Below are 24,193 nucleotides of genomic sequence, written 5' to 3'. Positions count from 1 at the left end.
CTAATCCTTTAAATCTTTTTTAGCTTCTGCGTGCGGTAAAATTATATAACTTATTGTAAGTACAAAAATTACTATAGATAACCAGAAATTTTGAATTGGTTCTCCGTTATTTACTATTATAAATCGAATGGTAGCTGTAATCCCAATGTATAGAAGGTATCGTAATGGAAAATGGTAATCTTCTTTGAAATATCGTACAATCATAGAAATAAAAGCGAAATATAAGAAAAATATTAGTATTTTACCAAAAATCTCATGGATATTCCCATTACCCCAGAAAATATCTTTTACAATGTAATAAAGTTCTCTAAAGAGAAAATAAGCAAGCATAAAGCTAAGAAAAATCAATGCTGCATTCAATATCATTTGATACAGTTTTATCAGCCACTTCCCCTTTTTTAGCTTATCCGATCCAAACATCAGTATCCTCCATCTTTATTATCCCCTTTCGCTTTGAATGGAAATTCCCCCCAAAGACAACTTAATCCACTTTTTTCTATTTTTACACCATGTATAAAAGAATAATATTAGAAAGAATAAGTATGGAATGAATTATGACATTCAGTCGGTGAAAAAACATACTTACCGAACCCTAAATAAGATAGTCCATAAGTATGAACTGTAGAAAAATACATCTTTAAAAACAAAAATTAAAACTTCCCCTCATCTGTATCCAGTAATCACTAAAAACAGATGAGGAAAAATTCTTGAGTCACAATCTAAGAGCCGTATAAAGCCAATTATGAAATTTCTATTCTGACTACTAAATTATTGTTTCTAATTATGAGTCCCCTACTTAGGCTAATCCTTTAGTCCTTCACCTAAGCCTTTTAATAAATCAATAGAAAATTTGATAACACGATTCACATCAGGATCTCTCATTAATTTTACTAAATCAAAAACACTAACTTTTTTATTCGCCTGTAACCCTTCCTCTGCTTTTTGAAGACCTTTCGATAGGCCTCCCATCAATTTTTTTGTTGTTTCAGGGTTCATTTCTGTTAATAGTCCACCTGCAGCCATCGCATTATTAATGGCATTTGTTACAGGGGGACGTAACATTTGTCCTACTGCTATTTTGGCTACTTGTTCTTTTGCTTCAACGAGATTGTTAATTGCCCCAAGAATTCCACTTTCGTGGAGTTCTTGGAGAAGTTGCATGGTCTCTTTAATCCCATCAGCATTTTGGGATAAGTCTTGTAAAACCTCTTTCAGTGATTGATCTTGTTTTTCCTTTTCGGTAAGGATTGGCTCATCTATCTTCGTAATTGGCTTTGCCATTATTTTTTACCTCCTGGTATATTCAAATCCGCAATTGCTTCGTAATCTTTGCGTGCCCATTTACGTTCCACTTGGACACCTAACTGAGGATTACGTTTTGCGTAACGAGGATTATACATCGGAAGTGGTCTGCGCCCTTTCGCTGGTACTAACTCCATTTTCACTTTTATTTGTTTGTAGGCTGGAGTCTGTGTCCGAACGTCTCCAACACTTCCAGTTAAAAGATTAATCGCATTTTCATGACTTACTGAGTGCATAGGAACATACAATTCTTTGCCTTGAACTCGATCGGTTACAACTGCACGAAGCTTAATCGCACCATATGGAGAAATAAGGCGTACTAATGATCCATCTTCCACCTTCCGTTCCCTAGCAAGTTCAGGTGAGACTTCTACAAACACTTCAGGTAATTTATATTGAAGACCTTTTGATTTATTTGTCATATTTCCAACGTGGAAATGTTCTAAAAGTCGTCCATTGTTCAATGTAAGATCAAAATCTTGTGCAAATTCAATAGGCGGAATATATTCTGTAAGAGAAAAACGCGCCTTTCCATCAGGGAAATTGAAACGCTCTGTATAAAGAAGTGGCTCATCTGTTCCATCTTTTTGTACCGGCCATATTAAACTATTCCATCCTTCAAGTCTCTCGTATGATACTCCCGCAAAAGTCGGACAAAGACTCGCAATTTCGTCCATGATTTCACTTGGATGTTTATAGTCCCAATCAAATCCCATGTATTTAGCAATTTGTTGAATAATCCACCAGTCTGGTTTTGATTCCTCTAGTGGCTCAAGTACCTGATATAGACGTTGAATACGTCGTTCTGTATTGGTGAATGTTCCATCTTTTTCAAGAGATGGAGCTGCCGGTAACACAACATCCGCAAACTGCGCTGTTTTTGTTAAGAAAACATCTTGAACAACAAAGAATTCTAACTTACTAAGGGTTTCATGCACATGATTGGCATTTGAATCGACCCATGCCATGTCTTCCCCCATAAGATACATAGCTTTTAATTTTCCTTCTTCTGATGCCTTTAACATATCAATGTTCGTAAGTCCTGGCTTTTCAAAAATTTTTACGCCGTAAGCTTTTTCAAACTTAGCGCGTGCTTCGCTGTCTGTTAAACGCTGATTTCCTGCGAGCCACTGTGGCAGAGATCCCATATCACATGAACCTTGTACATTGTTATGACCACGAAGTGGAAATGCTCCTGCTCCAGTACGACCGAAATTACCTGTTACGAGTAGAAGGTTAGCAATAGCACCTGACGTATGAGAACCTGCGACATTTTGAGTAACACCCATTCCCCATAAAATACATGTTCCATCTGCTTCATGAATCATTTTAGCTGTCTTCATTAGTTGTTCTTTTGGAAGACCTGTCACTTCAACTGCATAGTCGAGTGTATATTTTTTAAGAAGCTTTATATACTCTTTGTAATTATTTACACGAGCTTTAATAAATGCTTCATCGTGCCAACCTTGATCAATCATATATTTTGCAATAGCAGTTAACCAAACGAAGTCCGTTCCTTGTTTTGGATGTAAAAATAAATCCGAACGCTCTGCCAGTTCATGCTTACGAAGATCTGACACAATCAATTTTTGTCCACGTAGTTTCTTCGCACGCTTCACCCGTGTCGCTAAAACAGGATGCCCTTCAGTTGGGTTAGCACCAACCGTGATAACAAGACCTGCATTTTCAATATCTCGAATGGTACCTGAATCTCCTCCATACCCAACAGTGGCCAGTAATCCATCTGTTGCAGGAGATTGACAGTAGCGAGAACAGTTATCCACGTTATTCGTTCCAAACACTTGACGAGCCAATTTTTGCATCAGGTATGATTCTTCGTTTGTTGTCTTCGATGAACTTACAAAGCCAATCGCATCTCCTCCAAACGTTTCTTTAATGGAACCCATTTTTCCCGCGATTAATGTAAGTGCTTCCTCCCAAGTAGCAGGAACAAACGCATCTCCTTTTCGAATTAAAGGAGTTGTAAGGCGTTGTTCACTATTCACAAAGTCCCATCCGAATTTCCCTTTCACACATGTTGAAACACTGTTTACAGGACTATTTTCAGTTGGTTCAACTTTTAAAATCTCGCGTCCTTTTGTCCATACTTCAAACGAACATCCTACACCACAAAATGTACAAACTGTTTTTGTCTTTTTCGTACGTTTATCACGAGCAGCTGCTTCCACTTCTGATAATGCAAAAATTGTTTTATAATCCGGTTCGACTTCTTTAATAAGATCAACCATAGGATCTAGTAAGTCTTTTGGAATCGCGGTCATAAGCCCCGCTTCACCTAACATTGATTTTTCCATTAATGCATTACATGGACAAACTGTGGCACACTGTCCGCAAGAGACACACGACGATTCATTGATGGACTTACCATCATCCCACACGACACGTGGAATTTCGCGCTCCCAATCAATCGATAAGGTCTCATTCACTTGTAAATCTTGACATACTTCTACGCAACGTCCACAAAGGATACATTGATCTGGATCATATCTGTAAAAAGGATGCGACATATCCACCTCGTATCCTTTTTCCCTAAATGGACGAGTTTGATGTTCAATTTCTAATAGTTCTGCTGTGTTATGAACACGACAATTTCCATTGTTATTATCACAAACGGTACAATACAGTAAGTGATTCTCTAAAATGCGATCCATTGCTTCTGTTTGTGCATTTTTGGCTCTTTCTGAGGAAGTTAAAATATTCATGCCTTCCTCAAATTCTGTCGAACACGCTCTCAGAATTTTGCCATCGATTTCACACATACAGGTATCACAAGTTTGAACGGGACCTAAAACTTCTGAATAACAGATGTGTGGATGTTCCACTCCTTGTTCTAAAAGATAATCAAGAATTCGAGTCCCTTCTTTTACTTCATGTTGCTGCCCATTAATTCTTACTCGTACTGTTCCTCCCATTGTTAATTCTCCTTTTTAAAGAAATCAAAAAAGCCCGCCATAAAATAGAGTGTATAATTGAAATACACGTTCTATTTTATGGCGGGCTAATAACTAAGCAGTTTTATCCTACTAGTAATCCTTCTCACCACGTATAATGAAAAGAAACAGGATGTTAAAGCAATTTGTCGTTACCCAACATCAATGATTTTTTTTCATATTTTCGTTTACATTTTCATTATAATACTTTAAACATTTAACCTCAACAACAAATTCTTCTAATAGCTAATAAAGAAGTCCCCGTCTTATCCCCCGCTTACCGGAGGGATAAATGCAATGATATCTTCATTTTTTATCGTTTCCTCATCTGTTACAAAGCTTTCGTTGATAGCTGTCATAACTTGATTAAAAGATGAAAGAGAATACTTATTTTGAAGGTATTGTTTTAGTTGGTGAATCGTCATATTCTCCATTTCGACTATTTTTAATTCATCTAAGCCAATTTCTTCACGTATTCCTGCAAAAAATAAAATCGTAATCACTTCTTATTCCTCCTTGCCTGGTTGTCCTTCTGGATATTTAGTGGTCTCTAATTGATCCCCAATCCACATCGTTCCGTCTTCCCAAAATTCTTTTTTCCAAATAGGCACAATTTGTTTAATTCGTTCAATGGCATATTCATTTGCTTGGTACGCCGCTTTACGATGCGGGGAGGAAACCGCGATAACGACAGCAATATCTGTTATTTCTAATTTACCTATTCTGTGAGTGATAGCGACCTGTGTATCCGGCCATTTCTCCTTAATTTCTTTACCTATTTGACTCAGCATTTTTACTGCCATTGATTCGTATCCTTGATATTCAAGAGATAGTGTTTTCTTCCTTTTTGTGAATTCCCTCACAGTTCCAACAAAAATTGTAATAGCACCAGCTTCTCTTCTAGAAACTTGATTTGTTACTTCTTCTACAGATATCGTGTCATATACAACTTTAAATAACTCTTGTTTCACTCTTTTTCACCACTTCTTCCATTCATGTTGTTTTGCCACTATTTTGAAACCCTACTATCTATAGGATGGAACAATGTTTTCCCAAGGCCATTCACTTCCTTGTACATCTTCTAATAGCAAAACATCAACAACCATTCCCTTTTTATACCCTCTTGAGCCTCCTGGTAGAACAATAAATGCATCTGCTCTAGCTAAAGAGGAAACAGCGCCAGATTTATTAAAACCTGAAGGAGAAACGATTAACTGGCCCTTATTATAGGAAAGAGTTCCTCTTACAAAACGAGTAAATGGATTAGGTTTTACAAAATCCTCTCCTAAATATGCACTTTCTCTTTTCAGATGTGGTTTGTCATTGAATAAGTACGTACGAATAACAGGACGAACAAATAATTCACATCCAACGTAACAAGCAGACGGATTTCCTGATAAACCAAATAATAGTTTCCCGTTCAATTGAGCTACTGTTGTTACACTGCCCGGCCTCATCGCTACTTTGTTAAAAAGAACCGATGCTCCTAATTTTTCATAGATAGCTGGTAAATAGTCATAGTCTCCTACTGACACGCCGCCTGTTGTAATGAGTATATCTACTTCGGTTAAAGAGTTTTTGACAGCAGCAAAACAGCTATCAAATTCATCGCTTAATTTTCCGAGATATTTAACATTTCCTCCAGCTCTTTCAATTTGGGCCAGAATCATGTACGAATTGCTATTTCGAATTTTCCCTAGTGTAAGTGGTTCACTTACTTCAAGAAGTTCACTTCCAGTCGCTAAAACTCCCACAATAGGCTTTTTGGCAACAGGTACCTTACTGTATCCGAATGTTGCTAATAGCGCTGAAATCCCCGGATTGATATACGTCCCTTTTTTCACTAAAATTGTTCCTTTTTTTGCATCTTCACCTGCAAAGGAGATGTTATGACCTTTGTTAAGAGAACGCTTCATCTCAATAAACTTTTGATTACTTTCTGTATACTCTTTCACTAATTCAAGCATGACAACCGCATCACATCCTTCAGGAATTGGAGCACCGGTCATAATCCGAACCGCTTCAAATGCCCGAACTTGTCCATGAAAGACCGTACCTGCACCAATTTCTCCCACCACTTTTAATGATATTGGCTGATCAGAATTAGCTTTTTCTGTATCTTCTGCTCTTACAGCGAATCCATCATATGGAGAACGATCAAACCAAGGAACATTGTGATCAGCTATTAAGTCTTCCGCTAAGAAACGACCATAGGCTAATTCAAGTGGTATCATTTCCTTTATGCCATTTTTGGCATATTCCATCACTTTATGAACACATTCGCCTACAGAAATGGGGGTGCGTTTTGTTACCATCATTCTCACTCCTTTTATTAACCTAATAGGCGATAATAAAGATTTTTAGCGAGCTGGATGTTATTTGTTCCATGAATGAAAACACGTCCATCCCTAAATATAACCATCCGATAGTCTTGAAGCTGACAAGATAATAAATACAGATTTTTCGTGACTGTACCGTAAACTTTTAATGATTTCTCTACTTGATCAAAACTATATTCGATACTTTTAGTAGGTCTAATTTGAACTGTATTTCGTCCACATAATACTTCTGTCTTTGTTTGATTTTCATACGATAAATACGGATATGTTCTGACTATTCCACAGGATGGACAACCTTCTGTTTTTATTTTATTTATATGAATAGAGTGATATCGGTTACTCCATACATCAAATGTCAAAAAGGTATTCCTTAATGTTGAAAAATCCTCTACAAGAATTTTGAATGCTTCTGTTACTTGATAAGCAGAAACAATTTGAACAGCCGGGCTAATAATTCCTGCTGTATCGCATGTTGCACCTCCAGCAGGAACTTTTTTCAAGATACAATTCAAACACGGCGTTCTTCCAGGGATAACTGTATAAGTGGCTCCATAACTCCCTACACATGAACCATAAATCCATGGAATGTTATATTTATGTGAAAGATCATTTACAATAAATCGAATATCGAAATTATCTGTGCCATCAATAATAATATCAACATCATCTAGCAAACTTTCTAAATTATCAGACCCCGCATCCATAATAAGTGCTTCAATTTCAACTTCTGAATTTATTTGTTCCAAATGCTTTTTGGCAGCAATTGCTTTTGGGATCTTATCATTCGCATCTTTTTCAGTATATAGCTGTTGACGTTGCAAATTGCTCCATTCAACATAATCACGATCAATAATTGTTAATTTTCCAATACCTGCTCTTACAAAAGCTTCAGCGCCCGCACTGCCCAATGCTCCAGCCCCTACAATTAGTACATGCTTATGTCTGATTTTTTCTTGCCCTTCAAAACCTATTTGTTTGAACATTTGCTGCCGTGAATAACGATCAGTCACCGAACTCTCTTCCTTTCTTTCAAAGATTACATACATCAACCATGTATATCATTCATGTATGTAATCTTTGATAATCTACGTGTTAATTAGATTCACACTTTTTTTCTACCCACATTTTATTTCTAATGAAATATCCATTTTTTCATTCCAACCATGAAAGCGAATCGTTCTCCTTCATAAAGGTAATCATGTTAACCACCAATATGGGACATCTCTACTTTTGATCGGTTTATTGAATGGTTACCATTTGCTCTTTCATCAGAATAACGGTCACCACGATGATTCCAAATATCAGTAATTGTATGAGTAATCACATCATCCGACTCCTCTGAACGAAGCAAATGACGAAGATCATACCCCTTTGATGCAAATAAACATGTATATAATTTCCCTTCAGCAGAAACACGAGCCCTTGAACAGGTTGAACAAAAAGAATCAGTCACAGATGAAATAATTCCAATTTCTTGCTCACTACCTATATAACGGTATCTAGTTGCTACCTCTCCTTCATAATTCGGCTCAATTTGTTCAAGCGGCATAATTGCTCCAATTTGCTTTAAAATCTCTTGTTTCGTCATTACTTCTGTCATTCTCCAGCCATTAGAGTTCCCTACATCCATATACTCAATAAAACGAAGCGTATGTTTATTTTCTTTAAAATATTTCGCCATCGGAATGATATCTTGATCGTTTTTCCCTTTTTGAACAACCATATTCACTTTTACTTTTAGTCCTGCATGAGAAGCAGATTGAATGCCCTCTAAAACCCTTGCAACTTTGCTTTTATTTCCATTTAATTGATTGAAACGTTGATCATCTAAAGAATCAAGACTAACTGTTACCCGTCTTAACCCGGCATCAAATAGCGCAGGAGCGAATTTTTTAAGAAGCGATCCATTCGTTGTTATAGAAATATCCTCTACTCCGTCAATTGATTTCAAGCGATGAATAAGTTCTGGAAGACCCTTACGTAATAGGGGCTCTCCTCCAGTAATCCGTATTTTTTTGACACCTAAGGAAACAAATATACGGGTTAATCGTTCCATTTCATCAAAAGACAAAATTTTATCAGAAGACAAAAAAGGATAGTCAGCCCCAAATATTTCTTCCGGCATACAATAACGACAGCGGAAATTACAACGATCAGTCACAGATAAACGAAGATCTCTCAAGGGGCGTTGCAATTTATCTAATATACCATTTTCCATATTTCTCTCTCCCTTCTAAGGTAAACGACCAACTACTATTAAATTCAATCTTATGTTTTACTGTGGTTTTGAATTCGTTCTGGACATGTGTAAATATTGAAAGATTGATTTCGAATAAAACCTACTGTTGTAATCCCTAAATCTTCTGCTAACTCTAACGCCAATTCAGTAGGAGCAGATTTCGAAAGAACTACCTCACAACCAATTTTTGCTACTTTCAATAAAATTTCTGAAGAGATCCGTCCGCTAAACACAATGATTTTATTTCCAATCGAGACGTTATTTTTCAAACAATATCCGTATATTTTATCCAGAGCATTATGTCTTCCTATATCCATCCGACCTAGCATAAAACCATTTACATCACATAGCGCAGCATTATGAACTCCCCCAGTGTCTTGGAAAATAGTAGCTGCGTCTTGTAACTGATTCATGAAATGAATGCAGTCATCTGGAGAGATTTTGACTCGTATTTCATTCATTTTCTTAGCCGTTAATGCATCATTAATGAAAACAAACCCTTGTCTGCTCATCCCACAACATGATGTAACATAACGCTTATTCTGGAAATTTTGATAATAAGGATTCAATTTATCTATTTTCACGTGCACATATCCTTCTTTGTCCTGAATCCAAATTTCTTTGATATCTTCATATCTTCGTATAACTCCTTCAGATGCTAAGTAACCGATAACCATATCTTCAATGTACTCTGGTGTACAAACCATCGTAACAAATTCTTGTCCATTAATTTTTACTGTCACAGGAAATTCTGTAACAACTATATCTTCAGCCTCTTTCATGTAGCCATCCGCGAATTTAAGAATTCTTCTTTTTCCTACTACCGGTTTCATCTGCATTCGGCAAGGATACCCCTACTTCAATCGTGTGAAGGGCGTAGCCCAACGATAAGTGGGGGAGGAATTGCCGTCAGATATGGTATGGTACGTTAAAATCGTAAGATTTTGTACCATATCAAGTATCTGAAATATCCACCTTGCCTACTCCTTTCAATTGTAGTAAATTAAAATAAAATATAAGAGAAAACCGTTGTAACCATAAAATCTTTAACGTATACGAAACCGTTTTGACGGTACTACTTGGGTATGACCCTTGTAGTAGGGGCGAAGTCAACCGTCCTTATGTTCCACCACACTAAAGTAGGAGAGTATTGCTCGTTAGTACTACTGGGTAGGAACAAGTGTAATTGCTATCTGTGAGGGCAGAGGCACTGTCTATATCAGACAGACACAAGCTCCCACTTCAATCAGACAGCAAGGTCGGATAAGTGGTGGGTTAGTTGACGCGGTGCCTCATCCTTTAAATTATATTTTTATGAAGAATTCTATATCCCTTCATGTCTGAAATAATTAGAATCGCTTGGTCCCTACTCTTTTTTGTTTCCATAGAGAAATTTTTTCAAACTATAATACATAGAAACAAATGAAAGTAATACATTTTATCTTCTATGCATAAGATCTTCAGCTAAAGATGTAAACATTTCCCCAGCAAGCGAATCTTCATCATATATATTTGAATCTTTGTTTTCCTCACGTTTGGCAAAAGGAATTCTTGCAATCACTTCAGATTGTAACTGTTCGGCTAGCATATCACCACCACCTTTTCCAAAAAGATAATTTCTTGAACCGTCTTGTTCTTCATAATATGCCATATTTTCGACGATCCCTAAAATTTCGTGTTTCGTATATTTCGCCATCGCACCCGCTCTTGAAGCAACAAAAGACGCTACGTTATGAGGAGTTGTGACGATAATTTCCTTCGCTTGCGGAATCATCGCGGCTACATCAATCGCTACGTCTCCTGTGCCAGGAGGTAAATCAAGAAGAAGATAATCTAGTTCTCCCCAATGCGTGTTTGCAAGAAAGTTTTGAATCCATTTATTGAGCATCGGTCCTCGCCACATTACCGGATTGTTATTATCTGTAAAAAATCCCATTGACATAATTTTAACGCCATGACTGATAATCGGGATTACTGTCTGATCAATCATAGTTGGCTTTTGTATAACTCCCATCATCGCAGGAATACTAAATCCGTATATGTCTGCGTCTAAAATTCCGACCTTTTTCCCTAAACGTGTCAAAGCGATTGCTAGATTAACGGTAACTGTGGATTTCCCCACGCCCCCTTTTCCACTTGTCACAGTAATAAATTGTACTCCTGAATCAGGTCGCAACATGCTAGGCATTCCTGTGTTTGTTGTGGAGTTCTTCTTCAGCATTTGCGTCAATGTAGCTCGCTCTTCTGCTGTCATAGAACCAAAGGTTAGTGAAACACTAGAAGCTCCAATATTTCGAAGAGAACTTTCAACATCTTCTTTTATTTTTGCTTTTAATGGGCAACCTTGGATCGTCAAAACAACTTCCAGTTGAATATGGGTGCCGTCAATCTGAATATTTCGTACCATGTTTAAATCCACAATGCTTTTATGAAGTTCTGGATCTTGAACATGTTTTAGAGCGTTCATAATTTTTTCATGTGTCAACATACCTATCAGTCCTTTTTTAGTTAATGATTTTATCTTCATTATGGTCAATGAATTACTACAGAAAACAGCGCAAACAGATTCGTTACATTTGCTCTATACGTATATGGGTACTGTTGATGTTGAATTATTATCAACAAGTATCATGAAAGGGTATATGCTGCGTATTGCAAGTAATAGTAAAAACTTTAAGACTTTATTCTATTTAGTGTGGTGCTCATTGTACTCGAACTATTCCCAGCATGATAACGCTCCTTTTTACAAACCAAAAAAGCTCACCATAAAATAAAATGTGTACGTACGGATACACAGTCTATTTTATGGTGAGCTAATTACTAAGCAGTTTTATCTGCTAGCGATTCCTCTTATCACATATAGTAAACATAAAAAACAGGATATTAAGGCAATTTGCCATTACCTAATATCAATGATTTCTTATGCACTCATTATAATACTTTAAATGATTAACCTCAATAGGAAATTATAGTAGATTAGATGTTAATGAATACCTCTTCTGTAGCCATAACAATGTACTGGATCTATAGTTATATCGTAATGATCATCGACTTTCCTTCCAAGATATTAGCATGTTACCGGTGATGTAGAACACGCGAAATTTCAAGAGGGTTACGATGTGGAACTCGAAAAAACCAAATATTTACGAGGAAGATTTGCTTACCTGAAGACATAGCCTATAGATGAAAAACAAAGTATGAAAAGGGAACATAAAAGGTTTTTATCCCTCTATGTTCCCTTTTAAGTTATTTACAGCAATTCCTCATTCTCCAAAGACGGGAACTTACGATCCGTTCTACAGTTTTCACATACATGAAGCATTCTTCTTCCAGTCGGTTCATTACCTTCTCGTTCCCTTTTCTCTTCAGAACCACAAACTTCACATACTCTCATCTTATTGCCCCCTCCTCAACTTATTCCTTATTTCTTTTACAAAAAAGTCTAATCCTGAATGTGAAATCCTGTATCTTTAACAGCCTGAAGAAAATCTGCACGTGAGGCAGCTTTCTCATCATAGCTAAACGTAGCCGTTTTGTTTACTAAACTTACTTCTGCTTCTCTTATCCCCCATACTGCATGCAGTGCCTGAAGGATTTTATTACTATCTTGCTCATTCTGTATCCCATCTATCCTAATGCTTCCTTTTTCCAATTTACACATTCTCCTTTTTAATGTAGCTCTCGCTTATCCCCCTGAAAGACTTCCCCCATTCCCTCTAAAAACCCTAACATCGTAACGAGTGATTTCCTTACTTCTTCATTTTGAATACTGGTTCCAAGCTTCCACAAGCTCGCTTTTTCATTTTTATCGATCTTTTCTCCAAATTTCTCAAAACCCCGACTAACTCCGCTTAGAATAATTTGTAATTGATCTGGATTCAATTGACCAAGGAATTTGAAAGTGTTCATTCCATTTTTGATCGTATTATGCATGCTTGGCTGATTGATTTGCTGAATTGCAATTACTCCTACATCCGTACGTTTTTCAAGCAATCCATTCAGAGCATCTAAGATGCCCATATCTTGGAGGTGTTTTATAATTCCAATTGTTGACATGATGGCTTCCCGATTATTTGCTAAGGCGGCTATAATATCTGTAATCGCTTGTGATTGTTCCTGTTCAGGAGTAGGAATCTCTTTTTTAATTCGCTTGATCGCTTTCGCCAAATTCATCTCCTCCTATTTCGAATAACTCTGTTATTGGAGTAAAATCATCCCGTTTCCACTTCTCCTCCACTCTGACACTGATTTGTGGCATGCGATTGCCAAAGCGATAATTTACCCTTGGTAACGGCGATTCACCCTTTTCTTCTAAAATTTCCATTTTGACACTCATTTCTTTATAGTTCGGTGTATGGGTAACCAGGTCATGATAGCTACTTGTTAGGCGGTTAACGGCTTCCTCATCTTCCCGCGTGTTCATCGTCAAGTACAATTCTTTCCCTGTTACACGGCTCGTGACAATCGCTCTTACTTTGACCTGACCATAAGGAGACGCTAAACGTACTAACGTACCATCCTCAATTCCTCGTTCCTCTGCAAGTTCCAGTGAAACTTCAAGCCAAGGGTGTGGAACTTTATGTGTAAGCCCTTCAGATTTGTACGTCATATTTCCTTCATGGAAATGTTCTAGCAATCGACCGTTATTTAGGTGTAAATCATATTCTTCTCCTGCTTCAAAAGGAGGCGTCCAGTCCACTGGAATAAGTCGTGCCTTTCCATCCGCAAAAGCGAACCTTTCTTTGAAAAGGATGGGCGTATCTGTACCATCTTTCGCAACCGGCCAAATTTGACTATTAAATCCTTCTAGCCTTTTATAACTCACACCAGCAAAGTAGGTAGCAAGACTCGCTGCTTCATCCATAATTTCACTCGGATGTTGATAATTCCAGTTCGCTCCAAGATGATTAGCAAGCTCTTGGAATATAAGCCAATCTGGTTTTGAGTCTCCAAGTGGTTCAAGGACTTGGTAAAACCTTTGAATTCGGCGTTCTGTGTTGACAAACGTACCGTCTTTCTCCAAGCTCGGGGCCGCAGGTAAAATAACATCAGCAAATTGTGCTGTTTTACTGAAGAACACATCCTGGACAACAAAAAACTCCAGACTTTCGAGCATAGAATCTACAAAATTTATGTTGGAATCCACCAATGCCATGTCTTCACCGAATAAATACAAAGCCTTTAGCTTTCCTTCTTTAACACCATCGAGCATTTGATGATTATCCATTCCAGGCTCTTTTGGCAAAGTAACCCCCCACGCCTTTTCATAACGCTTTCTAGCCTGCTCGTCTTGAATAGGCTCATATCCAGGGAGCCATGCAGGCATTGTCCCGAAATCACAAGCTCCTTGAACATTATTATGTCCTCTAAGAGGGAAAGCACCTGCTCCTGCTCGGCCGTAATTCCCTGTGATTAAAAGAAGATTTGAGATTGCTGTACTAGTATCCGTTGCTCCTTTATGCTGCGTAACACCCATAGCCCATAGTATACAAGCTGACTTGGATTCATAAATCATTGTTGCTACCTTAATGAGTTCGTCCTTTGTTAATCCTGTTGTTTTTGCGGCATAGTCTAGTGTGTATTTATTTAAAGATTGAATATACTCATCAAGACCATTTACCCGTTTTTTTAAGAATTCTTTGTCTTCCCATCCCTGATCTAAAATGTATTTTGTTACAGCTGACAACCATATAAGATCCGAACTAGGCTTAGGATGAATAAATAGATCAGAGCGTTCTGCCAATTCGTTCTCACGCAAATCTGCAACGATGAGTTTCTGTCCATGAAGCTTATGAGCTCGTTTAATACGAGTTGCAAGAACAGGATGGGATTCAGCTGGATTTGCACCAATTACAATGACCAGCCCTGATTTTTCAATGTCTTTTATTGTTCCGGCATCTCCTCCGATTCCGACTGTACGTAAGAGTCCTGCTGTTGCAGGAGATTGACAATATCTAGAACAATTATCTACGTTGTTTGTTCCCATGATAGCGCGAGCAAATTTTTGGAATAGAAAATTCTCCTCATTTGAACATTTAGACGAAGCAATGTAACCAATGGAATCAGGCCCCTGTTGTTCCTTAATATCTGTTAGTTTTGAAGCAATTAATTTCAGTGCCTCATCCCAAGTTGCTTCCACGAATTCATTTCCTTTACGAATTAAAGGCTTTGTTAAACGCTCTTCACTATTAACATAATCCCAACCCCATTTTCCTTTTACACATGTAGAAATCCCATTAACTGGAGCATGTTCTTGGGGCTCAATTTTTAAAATATGACGATCTTTTGTCCATACTTCAAAGCTACATCCAACCCCGCAATAGGTACAAACCGTTTTCGTACGTTTGACCCTGGCCTTTCTCATAGCTGCTTCCATTTCGGAAATTGCAAAAATCTCTTTGTATCCTGGTTCTACTTCCTTTGTCAAATCAATCATTGGTTCTAACACGTTAGGAGGGATAGACGTTAAATAACCAGCTTCACCTAGCATGGATTTCTCCATCAATGCATTACATGGACAAACAGTTACACAATGTCCACACGAAACACAAGACGATTCATCGATAGATACATCATTGTCCCAAATTACACGGGGTTTTTCACGTTCCCAGTCAATCGTTAATGTTTCGTTTACTTGTAAATCTTGACAGGCTTCTACACATCTTCCACATAAAATACATTGATCTGGCTCATATCGGTAAAAAGGGTGTGACATATCTGGTGGGTATGGCTTTGCTTCAAATTTATATTTTTGATGCTCAATTTCCAGATATTCGGCTGTATTATGAACAACACAATTCCCATTATTATTGTCACAAACTGTGCAATACAGTTCGTGGTTTTTTAAAATTCGTGACATTGCTTCATATTGTGCATCTTTCACAGTTTGCGAGAGAGTATCGATATTCATCCCAGACTCTGCTTTTGTGGCACAGGCGCGAACCATTTTACCTCCCGCGTTGACAAAGCATGTATCGCAAGTTTGGATGGTTCCGAGATTCGGATGAAAACAAATACTTGGGATATACGATGCATTTGCCTGAGCTATTTCCAAAATTGTTTGCCCAGGGTAAGCTACGAATTCCTTCCCGTTAATTTGAATCGAAAATGAAGATTCTTTCACGCTTTAACCTCCTTATTTTGACTTTATCTTTAGGATGTACTCTCGCCTGATCTAACCTCAAGATTCAGAGAGAAACGCGGGAGAGAGTTTGAGTCGATAAAAGCCCGATTGGTGAGGAATAACCATCAGTAGGGGATGAAGAATTCTTCACCGATGGAAGTTTCATTTTTATGTAGTCTCCATAGGATTTCCAATAGGCTGCACCTTCAAACACCCTTCCTCCACTAAGGTTTCAGGAATAAAATTCGAACGAGAATCCATCCAACTAAAATGTCCTTAAAAAATAGCGGCTCCAAAACTTCCCTATTCTTTACGTAAATCTGTCATTACTCGGACGACTAAAAGTTAGCCAATGGAAATATACACGCCTCTCATACCATTCCCTCCTAAACTAATTTTATATTTACCCTCTTTTACGAATATTAGTAGTTAATTATTAAATTTCTGTATTGGAAGAGAGCATAAAACAACCTATAACGGGTTAATCTTATAAGGAATTATGTATCTCATTTCTTAATGATCTCTTGAAAAATGAATTGGGAAGAAGGTTTAAAAAAGTGGAAAAAGAAAAATTATATCAACGTGTAAATGCGATGATTATTTCTTCATCAAAAAAACCGAAATATACGGCTCTCTCTACTGTAAAGATTGCTGATTTATTTCATGTGAAACCTGAGGATGTTGAGAAAACTTTGCAGGAATTAGTCAATGAGGGGCGGTTAAATAAATCAAAGCTAACTGATCCACCGAATTATGAAATATATTTACTGCCGTAGAAATATAGAAGGAATGCTTTTATAAGATTTTTTCAATCTATATATATCATAATTCACATAATTTTCAATAATATATCATCGAAAACGCTATCATGTGTTATATACTAAACTTGTCAGGTTAAAGTAGAACTCCCCGTTCTTCATGTTTGAGCTTTTTTGTCTAGTTATACCCCCGTTATTCAATATAAATCGAAAAAAGAACTTGTAGCGTATCTACAAGTTCTTTTTTTGCAATCAATCTACTAAATGATAAAGAATATTTTTATACCGTGAAACAAATCAATTATGGATTCACTGCTTTTACTACAAGCGCTGCATATGCTTCTGCACCTGTTTTTGTTAAATGTACGCCATCTGGTTCAAAATATGCCTTATTTCCAGCACTTGCTGCATACCAATCGATTAATGTCACATTTTGATAGGCAGATGCTACTTCTTTTAATTTTTCATTCACCAATGATTCCCATGGACGTGGTACCCTTGTATTGACTAATATAATTTTACGCTCATTTCCAATCAATTGCACTAATGATACTAATTGATCCTTTGTAAAAGCTCCATTTGTACCTAATCCAATAATGACATGATTTCCTAAATTCCCCTCATTCTTTAGCTGTTCCACCACAGGAATTGCTTTAGACAGTTGTCGACCAACTTTTGCATCAACCTTAATATTAGGAAATGCATTTTTCAAATACGGGGTGATATCAATCGTAATCGAATCACCCACAGCTGTAACTGTTTGAGGTTCTTTAGTCTGCGCAGTAGCTTCTTGTTGTTCTTTATTTTGAGGTGGTTCCTCAGCTGGCTTTTCCCTAACTGCCACTGGATGTTTCGGTTTTTCTTTTTGTTCCGTTTGTATTGCTTCCGTCTTACCTTTCTCCGGATTATCCTTTGCTTGGCTAGCTGTTGATAATCCAAAAACAGCTATCGTAGAAATGAATAATGCACCTACTATAGCTAACTTGCCACTTAATGCTAAATTTCTCATTCTCCAGTTCTTCGAGCCAATATTCTTCAATGCCCCTCGCCTGATTGGATCTTCAATAAACTTCCACGAAATTTGTGCAGCAATTATAATAAGAAGAAATTGAAGAATTGCTCGTGTAAGCGAAAACTCTCCAGCATCTACTTTCGAACTTGTCAATGTGATAATCGGATAATGCCAAAGATATATTCCATACGATCGTACCCCCATCCAGCGCAGTGGTCTAAAACGTAAAAATTGAGCAATTCGGCTAGCTGGATGAGCAAGATTAGCTACTAACAAGGCAGTAGCCAGCGATAAAAGAACCATTCCCCCGCGATATAGAAACGGATCATATTGATTCGTCTTCCAAAACATAACGAGAATGATGATAAGAGCAACTGCTCCAACTACGTCAAGAACGAGACGTGCCTTTGGAATGATTTTATTTGCAAGCCTACTGCTTGGCCAAATTAAGGCAAGTGCCGCTCCAATCAATAAGGAAAAAGCTCTCGTATCAGTACCATAATAAATTCTACTCGGGTCAGCTCCTGGTTCATACAAAATTGCCATCGCTAATGCAGACATGGCTGCCCCTAGAACGACGAATAAAATGATACGTGATTTCTTTTTTATGTAATAAAATGCAAGGCTAATGATAAATGGCCACACTACATAGAACTGTTCTTCCACAGCTAATGACCAAAAATGATTTAACGGAGAAAGTTGATTAAAACTCTCAAAGTATGATAATTTATGATAAATATACCACCAGTTACTGAAATACAATAAAGCTGCTAGTGAATCCCCTCGCATCTTTCCTAGCAAGGAACTATGAAAAATAGTGATCCACGCTAACACAATTACAAGCATAACGAGCATTCCAGGAAGTAATCGTCTTGCTCTGCTGAGCCAAAACCTCTTCAAGTCAATCCTCTTATTTCTCTTCCATTCTATCGCCAGAATATCCGTGATTAAATAACCCGAAAGTACAAAAAATACAGTAACACCTAAAAATCCGCCAGGCATCCAATTAAAATTGATATGATATAAAATAACACCTAGTATAGCTAGTCCCCTTAGACTGTCCAATCCAACCATATAGCGACTATTTTTCTTTAATGGTTTGGGCATCTAGCAGTCACCCCCCATGTTTCTCTAAAAATTCTGTCAATATCCACGATATACAACTCTATCAATTGTATGACCCTAAAAAAATATAAACCATCAAAATATTACAAAACATATTCATAAATACTCTCTTTTTTTATGATTACACACAGTAATTAAAATTTTATCACGTTATCTAACTACATAAAATAGTTTCATGAATAAACTTTCTTTTGTAAACGAAATAAATACTCGAATATATAAATATAAATTAAAAACCGGTATAAGACCTTTCCTTTCAGGTAGGAAAAGAGCGTCCGGCGGTGCATAGAAGCGGTCAGGACCTTTTTTCGCCCCATCCCATGTGAAAACACAAGGAGCAAGTAAGTGGAAACCTCTTTTTGTTTCCGAAGCCGTGATTTATATCGTAGAAAATCATAGTGAGTTTATCTATAAAAAAGAGGTTACCCTAAAACTACTTTTAGGATAACCTCTTTTCTTATTAGCTGACGCTTTGAACCCTACCAATTTGCCCATCTTGTAATCGTACTTTAATACCGTATGTATGCGTCTCCGTATTTGTCAAAATATCTTTTACAACACCGCTCGTTCTCTTTAACGAAAAAACAGAAAGCTCAGGCTTACTTAAAAACCGGACCGGCATTCTAGTAGTCCCCATACCACGATTCACATACAACTGTAATGGTTTACGCTTTCCTTCTAATGAATAAAGCCCTTCTACATATTTATTTGCTAGTGAAGTAGTAATAATAGGACCTATGAACGGAATCTGAACTTGTCCACCATGACTATGACCGGATATTTGAAGATCTACTGGATATTCCAATATTTGATCGACAGCATCAGGTTCATGCACTAGTAGTAAGTTAAAATCCTCTACTCTAAGGTCCTTCAAGGTTGGATGAATTTTAGGTTTTCCAAGTAAAAAATCATCAAGACCAGAAATAGTAATATACTCACCAGTCTCAGCTTTAATCTTTTTCGTTTCATTGTTCAAAACTGTAAAGCCAGCCTTTTGCATATACTCTTTGTATAAATGACCTCCTCCGCCGCCTCGATCATGATTGCCAAACACTGCATATTTTCCAAGAGGAGCATGAATTTGTGCCAAAATAGTTTGTGAGTACTTTCTTTCGGAAGCATACTCATTAAATTTATCAATTAAATCACCTGTAAAAACCACAATATCAGGATTTAATTGATTGATTTTATCCACTAATAGTTGTTGCTGTTTATGAGGGAAATTCGGTCCGAAATGTGTGTCTGAAAACTGTACGATCTTCACACCATGAAAACCTTTTGGGATATTTGGATTGTCAATGTCATTCCATGTAACTGACAATGCTTTTGTTTCGAAATGAAAAGCATATACGTAAATTGTTACCGGAAGAATGAATAGTATGAGGGAAATCATACATATTCGTCTCAACCACAATAAGGGAGTACCTTCTTTTGCTTGTTCCAAAGAAGGTACTTCCTTGTTCGAGTTCATTCTATTTGTTTTGGCGTGTTCTAAATTTGCTTTCATGTGTTCACCTCTAAATTCATCTTCATAAAAAGATACACTTTACATAAAGTTGTAGCATTTCTATGTTACAAACGTATGTCTTTTTGAAGATTGAGGTGAACATGAACAAGCTATTCACACCAAAATTAAGATTTCGTGCATCATGTAGTTCTGCTGTTAAGGGGGAAAATGATAGGATATTTATTACTAATACTATTAGAAGCAGTTTAGATGATTTTATAGATTCTACCTTATGAGAGGAAGAAGCCAAATTTTCCATATGATGCATACAATTAGTATAAATGTATAATCACCAAAATCTAATTTCGGCCCTTTCTTTACTTGCATATCCAACCAAATATGCATAAGTTTCGTTTCCTTATATTTATGAATATTCTTTTTTGCAAAGCGATAAGAAAGAAACTGTAACATCATAAAACCTGCTACAAATATAAGTAACAAAACGAGAAAATCAATCATCCTATTTCTGCACTGTTTTTTCTAATATACGATTCTCCAAAAGCCATTCTTCAAACTTAGCACTACCAAATTCCCAGCTTAAGTCATTGGCATGTACAGAAAAAACACGATATCCAGAATAGTCATCCATGAATTCATCTTCTTGCACCTGTACTAAGGGAATCCCATAAAAGGCAAAGTTAAAAAAAACATCCCACACATCTTCATGTTTTCTTTTATAAGCAATCGATTCCATATCATATTCTTCTCCGAAATAATCAAGATGTAAATGCAAGCTATCATCATATTCATACTTCATTTTTATCACCCCTTATATTTGTACTTCTTTATCATCCAAAAAATTCCTTCTATGTTCACTCACATCTAGGCACTTCTCTACATATTATGGCAGTAGATTCATTTCTAGGAGGTGTCACCTATTGAAAAAATTCATAGCTGCTTTTTGTATACTTGTACTTACTGTTTTTACGGTTGTGGCGTGTAGTAAAAAAGACGATACGAAGCAACAAGCGCAAAAGATTCGCATCGGTGAAGTTACACATTCCCTCTTCTATGCCCCGCTCTATGTTGGGATTGAAAAAGGATTTTTTAAAGATGAAGGGTTAGATATTGATTTGCAAACGACAGCTGGTGGCGATAAAACGATGACCGCACTGTTATCTGGAGGAATTGATGTTGCACTTGTCGGTTCTGAAACATCTATTTATGTTCACCAGCAAGGAGCAAAAGATCCAGTTATTAACTTTGCACAACTCACGCAAACGGATGGGACATTTTTAGTTTCACGTAAAAAATTAGACTCTTTTAATTGGAACGATGTAAAGGGCGTTACTTTCCTTGGTCAGCGTAAAGGCGGTATGCCACAAATGGTTGGAGAATACGTTTTAAAGAAAAATGGTATTGATCCACATAAAGATACAAATTTAATTCAAAATGTTGAGTTTGCGAATATTGCTAATGCTTTTGCATCTGGTACAGGAGAATTTGTCCAGCTGTTTGAACCAACCGCAAGCATTTTTGAAAAGGAAGGAAAGGGCTATATCGTCGCATCCTTCGGTACTGAATCTGGAACCGTCCCTTACACAACATTTATGGCAAAAGAAAGCTTTTTAAAGAAAGACAAAGCAGCAGCCGAAAAATTCACACGTGCATTATATAAAGCACAGCAATGGGTAGATACACATAGCCCAGAAGAAATCGCCGAGGTTGTTACACCACTTTTTAAAGATACTGCAAAAGATATTACGGTAAAAGTAATCGAACGCTATAAAAAGCAACATTCGTATGCAACAAATCCATTATTAGATGAAGAGGAATGGAAACAAGTGCAGAAGATTATGAAAGAAGCTGGTGAACTACAAAAAGAAGTTCCACATGAAGCGCTCGTTAATACAAAAATTGCCGAAAGCGTTATTAAGAAGTAGAGGCGAATACAATGGGTTTCTTACAAATATCTCACGTTTCCCAATGTTTTTTTTCAAAAAAAAGTGCCCGGCTCATCCTTGAAGATATTAGCTTACAGGTAGACGAAGGAGAATTCATATCCATTCTCGGTCCAAGTGGCTGTGGGAAAACAACACTCCTTTCCATTATCGCAGGGCTGCTGCAACCAATTGAAGGGATCGTTTTTTTAGATGATAAACCAATACTAAAATCAACAGATTCAATGGGATATATGCTTCAACAAGATTATTTGTTCCCTTGGAAAACAATTGAAGAAAATATCATGCTCGGGTTGCATATTACAAAAACATACGGACAAGAAACAAAAGAACATACGTTACAACTTTTAAAACAAGTCGGCCTGCAAGGCATAGAAAAGCAATACCCTCCAGAACTATCCGGTGGTATGCGCCAACGGGCAGCACTCGTTCGTACACTTGCAACAAACCCGAAAATCCTTTTGCTTGATGAACCATTTTCAGCCCTTGATTATCAAACGAAATTAAAATTAGAGGATCTCGTATTCTCTTTATTGCACAAGTATAAGAAAACTTCTCTTCTCGTCACCCATGACATCGAAGAAGCTATCGCAATGAGTGATCGTATTTACTTGCTTCAAGCAAACCCTGGCAAAATTGCCAAAACATTTATCGTACCAGAAAGCATCCGTTCTTTACCACCTTTACAAGCAAGACACCACCCTGAGTTTCCAGCTCTGTTTCAAGCCATATGGAAGGAGCTTGAGAACCTTGGATAATATAAAACAACTACATGAACAGTTTCGAAAAAAAGCACGCCAGCGCACTTGGATAGTTGCTTCTTTACAATTATTGCTCCTCATTCTCTTCTTTATATTATGGGAAATTTCTAGCAAGCAAGAGTGGATTGATCCTTTACTCTTCAGCTCTCCTTCAAGCATTTTGGAACTGTTTTTAAGCAAATGGGGAGATGGATCACTTTGGATTCACATATGGACGACACTATTAGAAACAAGTATTGGATTTATTCTGGGGACAGTACTTGGGACAATTATCGCAACCGTTCTTTGGTGGATACCTCTTATCGCTCGCGTATTAGATCCATACCTTGTTGTGTTAAATGCGATGCCGAAAGTAGCACTTGGCCCAATTATTATCGTTATTTTCGGTCCAAATATCTCCTCTTCAATCGCAATGGGAGTCATTATTTCCATCATCATCACCATTCTTGTTATTTACAGTGCATTTCAAGAAGTTGATTCGAATTATATAAAAGTAATGGATACGTTTGGTGCAAATAAATGGCAAACCTATCAACAAGTTATTTTACCGTCTTCCTTTCCAGCTATCATTTCAACGTTAAAAGTAAATGTTGGACTATCATGGGTTGGTGTTATTTTCGGAGAACTTCTCGTTTCCAAACAAGGACTCGGTTATTTAATTAGCTATGGATTCCAAGTGTTTAACTTTACACTTGTACTGCTAAGTGTCTTACTGACATGTGTCCTTGCCACTCTTATGTATGTATTTGTTGAAGGTTTTGAAAAATTAATGGTAGGAAAAAGAAAAAGAAGCTGACTCCAAATAATATGCCGGAGTCAGCTCTTTTTTATTTTAAATTGGATTCATATATTTATTGTTAATCACATACTTTGGCATCGTTAACTACAATACTTCCTTGAATCGTGACCGTATGAAAACAATCTTTCACACGTACCTTTACAATATTATCTTGTCGATCTATAACATGATACTCATTAAATTGTTTATTTAACGCTGTACGAATTTGCTCTCCCTCGAAAATCGGAAACCCATGCGACATGACCCAAATAAGACCAGCAATAGCAAGAATGGTTTTCATACGATCTACCCCCTTGAGAATAAATTCATTACATCTCTACTATGTATATTCTAATTGTGTCAATTTTGTGACAATTAATCTTTTATACTCTATTCT

23 protein-coding genes are annotated in these 24,193 nt (G+C 37.1%); 4 read left to right on the top strand and 19 right to left on the bottom strand.

Annotation, left to right across the window (positions count from 1 at the left end):
- The 14 genes from AAIE21_RS18560 to fdhF (AAIE21_RS18495) form a co-directional block, all read right to left on the bottom strand.
- Nucleotides 1–420: a phosphate-starvation-inducible protein PsiE gene (locus tag AAIE21_RS18560; protein ID WP_343268133.1), complete on the bottom strand. Its 420-nt coding sequence runs from the start codon at nucleotides 418–420 to the stop codon at nucleotides 1–3.
- Nucleotides 421–801: 381 nt separating this feature from the next.
- On the bottom strand, nucleotides 802–1,281 hold the full coding sequence (locus tag AAIE21_RS18555; RefSeq protein ID WP_343268132.1) for a helical membrane plugin domain-containing protein: 480 nt from the start codon (nucleotides 1,279–1,281) through the stop codon (nucleotides 802–804).
- Entirely contained in the window at nucleotides 1,281–4,235 is a 2,955-nt protein-coding gene (gene fdhF, locus AAIE21_RS18550) for a formate dehydrogenase subunit alpha (RefSeq protein ID WP_343268131.1), read from the bottom strand. The genes AAIE21_RS18555 and fdhF (AAIE21_RS18550) overlap by 1 nt, the downstream gene beginning before the upstream one ends.
- Before the next feature lie 284 nt (nucleotides 4,236–4,519).
- Nucleotides 4,520–4,756 (bottom strand): molybdopterin converting factor subunit 1, encoded by a 237-nt coding sequence (moaD, locus tag AAIE21_RS18545; RefSeq protein WP_343268130.1) that lies wholly within the window; start codon nucleotides 4,754–4,756, stop codon nucleotides 4,520–4,522.
- 3 nt (nucleotides 4,757–4,759) lie between these two features.
- On the bottom strand, nucleotides 4,760–5,224 hold the full coding sequence (locus AAIE21_RS18540; protein WP_343268129.1) for a molybdenum cofactor biosynthesis protein MoaE: 465 nt from the start codon (nucleotides 5,222–5,224) through the stop codon (nucleotides 4,760–4,762).
- 54 nt (nucleotides 5,225–5,278) lie between these two features.
- Nucleotides 5,279–6,568 (bottom strand): molybdopterin molybdotransferase MoeA, encoded by a 1,290-nt coding sequence (locus tag AAIE21_RS18535; RefSeq protein ID WP_343268128.1) that lies wholly within the window; start codon nucleotides 6,566–6,568, stop codon nucleotides 5,279–5,281.
- A 17-nt stretch (nucleotides 6,569–6,585) separates the two neighbouring features.
- Entirely contained in the window at nucleotides 6,586–7,602 is a 1,017-nt protein-coding gene (locus tag AAIE21_RS18530) for a MoeB/ThiF family adenylyltransferase (protein ID WP_343268127.1), read from the bottom strand.
- A 191-nt stretch (nucleotides 7,603–7,793) separates the two neighbouring features.
- Nucleotides 7,794–8,810 carry a GTP 3',8-cyclase MoaA gene (moaA, locus tag AAIE21_RS18525; RefSeq protein ID WP_343268126.1) on the bottom strand — a complete coding sequence of 339 codons (1,017 nt, stop codon included), beginning with the start codon at nucleotides 8,808–8,810 and terminating at the stop codon, nucleotides 7,794–7,796.
- A gap of 50 nt (nucleotides 8,811–8,860) precedes the next feature.
- A complete protein-coding gene (fdhD, locus tag AAIE21_RS18520; protein ID WP_343268240.1) occupies nucleotides 8,861–9,664 on the bottom strand; it encodes a formate dehydrogenase accessory sulfurtransferase FdhD in 804 nt (267 codons plus the stop codon).
- 605 nt (nucleotides 9,665–10,269) lie between these two features.
- Entirely contained in the window at nucleotides 10,270–11,319 is a 1,050-nt protein-coding gene (locus AAIE21_RS18515) for a P-loop NTPase (protein ID WP_343268125.1), read from the bottom strand.
- A gap of 762 nt (nucleotides 11,320–12,081) precedes the next feature.
- A complete protein-coding gene (locus AAIE21_RS18510) occupies nucleotides 12,082–12,225 on the bottom strand; it encodes a hypothetical protein (RefSeq protein WP_343268124.1) in 144 nt (47 codons plus the stop codon).
- A 48-nt stretch (nucleotides 12,226–12,273) separates the two neighbouring features.
- Nucleotides 12,274–12,483: a heavy-metal-associated domain-containing protein gene (locus tag AAIE21_RS18505; protein WP_343268123.1), complete on the bottom strand. Its 210-nt coding sequence runs from the start codon at nucleotides 12,481–12,483 to the stop codon at nucleotides 12,274–12,276.
- 17 nt (nucleotides 12,484–12,500) lie between these two features.
- Nucleotides 12,501–12,998 carry a helical membrane plugin domain-containing protein gene (locus AAIE21_RS18500; protein ID WP_343268122.1) on the bottom strand — a complete coding sequence of 166 codons (498 nt, stop codon included), beginning with the start codon at nucleotides 12,996–12,998 and terminating at the stop codon, nucleotides 12,501–12,503.
- Complete coding sequence (gene fdhF / locus AAIE21_RS18495; protein ID WP_343268121.1) at nucleotides 12,973–15,954, bottom strand: formate dehydrogenase subunit alpha; 2,982 nt, start codon at nucleotides 15,952–15,954, stop codon at nucleotides 12,973–12,975. Before fdhF (AAIE21_RS18495) ends, AAIE21_RS18500 begins: the two co-directional genes overlap by 26 nt.
- Nucleotides 15,955–16,511: 557 nt before the next feature.
- Between fdhF (AAIE21_RS18495) and AAIE21_RS18490 the strand changes: the two genes are divergently transcribed.
- Entirely contained in the window at nucleotides 16,512–16,730 is a 219-nt protein-coding gene (locus AAIE21_RS18490) for a PCI domain-containing protein (RefSeq protein WP_343268120.1), read from the top strand.
- Between the two features lie 283 nt (nucleotides 16,731–17,013).
- Here the strand turns inward: AAIE21_RS18490 and AAIE21_RS18485 are convergent, their stop codons facing one another.
- The 4 genes from AAIE21_RS18485 to AAIE21_RS18470 all read right to left on the bottom strand — a co-directional run bounded on the left by AAIE21_RS18485 (nucleotide 17,014) and on the right by AAIE21_RS18470 (nucleotide 21,113).
- Complete coding sequence (locus AAIE21_RS18485) at nucleotides 17,014–18,831, bottom strand: acyltransferase family protein (RefSeq protein WP_343268119.1); 1,818 nt, start codon at nucleotides 18,829–18,831, stop codon at nucleotides 17,014–17,016.
- Between the two features lie 478 nt (nucleotides 18,832–19,309).
- Entirely contained in the window at nucleotides 19,310–20,242 is a 933-nt protein-coding gene (locus tag AAIE21_RS18480) for a metallophosphoesterase (RefSeq protein ID WP_343268239.1), read from the bottom strand.
- 339 nt (nucleotides 20,243–20,581) lie between these two features.
- On the bottom strand, nucleotides 20,582–20,815 hold the full coding sequence (locus AAIE21_RS18475) for a hypothetical protein (RefSeq protein WP_343268118.1): 234 nt from the start codon (nucleotides 20,813–20,815) through the stop codon (nucleotides 20,582–20,584).
- A gap of 1 nt (nucleotide 20,816) precedes the next feature.
- Nucleotides 20,817–21,113 (bottom strand): DUF3986 family protein, encoded by a 297-nt coding sequence (locus tag AAIE21_RS18470; protein ID WP_343268117.1) that lies wholly within the window; start codon nucleotides 21,111–21,113, stop codon nucleotides 20,817–20,819.
- Nucleotides 21,114–21,234: 121 nt separating this feature from the next.
- Here AAIE21_RS18470 and AAIE21_RS18465 point away from each other — a divergent pair, with 121 nt between their 5' ends.
- Genes AAIE21_RS18465 through AAIE21_RS18455 form a run of 3 tightly spaced genes read left to right on the top strand, consistent with a single transcriptional unit; the run spans nucleotide 21,235 to nucleotide 23,814 of the window.
- A complete protein-coding gene (locus AAIE21_RS18465; RefSeq protein WP_343268116.1) occupies nucleotides 21,235–22,239 on the top strand; it encodes an ABC transporter substrate-binding protein in 1,005 nt (334 codons plus the stop codon).
- A gap of 11 nt (nucleotides 22,240–22,250) precedes the next feature.
- Entirely contained in the window at nucleotides 22,251–23,015 is a 765-nt protein-coding gene (locus AAIE21_RS18460) for an ABC transporter ATP-binding protein (RefSeq protein WP_343268115.1), read from the top strand.
- Nucleotides 23,008–23,814, top strand: a complete 807-nt coding sequence (locus AAIE21_RS18455) for an ABC transporter permease (protein WP_343268114.1) — start codon at nucleotides 23,008–23,010, stop codon at nucleotides 23,812–23,814. The genes AAIE21_RS18460 and AAIE21_RS18455 overlap by 8 nt, the downstream gene beginning before the upstream one ends.
- Before the next feature lie 61 nt (nucleotides 23,815–23,875).
- On the opposite strand, the gene AAIE21_RS18450 is transcribed toward AAIE21_RS18455, so the two are convergent.
- Nucleotides 23,876–24,097, bottom strand: a complete 222-nt coding sequence (locus AAIE21_RS18450; protein ID WP_343268113.1) for a hypothetical protein — start codon at nucleotides 24,095–24,097, stop codon at nucleotides 23,876–23,878.
- Between the last annotated feature and the right edge of the window lie 96 nt (nucleotides 24,098–24,193).

The organism is Paenibacillus sp. 102, assembly GCF_039549175.1.
Lineage (GTDB): Bacteria > Bacillota > Bacilli > Bacillales > Bacillaceae_G > Bacillus_A.
Note: the sequence above shows the minus strand (reverse complement) of the source record. Positions and strands in the feature narration are given on the sequence as shown.

Coding starts and splice junctions, on each gene's coding strand:
- AAIE21_RS18560 (WP_343268133.1), bottom strand. CDS start 420: ATGTTTGGATCGGATAAGCTAAAAAAGGGGAAGTGGCTGATAAAACTG.
- AAIE21_RS18555 (WP_343268132.1), bottom strand. CDS start 1,281: ATGGCAAAGCCAATTACGAAGATAGATGAGCCAATCCTTACCGAAAAG.
- fdhF (WP_343268131.1), bottom strand. CDS start 4,235: ATGGGAGGAACAGTACGAGTAAGAATTAATGGGCAGCAACATGAAGTA.
- AAIE21_RS18535 (WP_343268128.1), bottom strand. CDS start 6,568: ATGGTAACAAAACGCACCCCCATTTCTGTAGGCGAATGTGTTCATAAA.
- moaA (WP_343268126.1), bottom strand. CDS start 8,810: ATGGAAAATGGTATATTAGATAAATTGCAACGCCCCTTGAGAGATCTT.
- fdhD (WP_343268240.1), bottom strand. CDS start 9,664: ATGAAACCGGTAGTAGGAAAAAGAAGAATTCTTAAATTCGCGGATGGC.
- AAIE21_RS18515 (WP_343268125.1), bottom strand. CDS start 11,319: ATGTTGACACATGAAAAAATTATGAACGCTCTAAAACATGTTCAAGAT.
- AAIE21_RS18510 (WP_343268124.1), bottom strand. CDS start 12,225: ATGAGAGTATGTGAAGTTTGTGGTTCTGAAGAGAAAAGGGAACGAGAA.
- AAIE21_RS18485 (WP_343268119.1), bottom strand. CDS start 18,831: ATGCCCAAACCATTAAAGAAAAATAGTCGCTATATGGTTGGATTGGAC.
- AAIE21_RS18480 (WP_343268239.1), bottom strand. CDS start 20,242: ATGATTTCCCTCATACTATTCATTCTTCCGGTAACAATTTACGTATAT.
- AAIE21_RS18475 (WP_343268118.1), bottom strand. CDS start 20,815: ATGATTGATTTTCTCGTTTTGTTACTTATATTTGTAGCAGGTTTTATG.
- AAIE21_RS18470 (WP_343268117.1), bottom strand. CDS start 21,113: ATGAAGTATGAATATGATGATAGCTTGCATTTACATCTTGATTATTTC.
- AAIE21_RS18460 (WP_343268115.1), top strand. CDS start 22,251: ATGGGTTTCTTACAAATATCTCACGTTTCCCAATGTTTTTTTTCAAAA.
- AAIE21_RS18450 (WP_343268113.1), bottom strand. CDS start 24,097: ATGAAAACCATTCTTGCTATTGCTGGTCTTATTTGGGTCATGTCGCAT.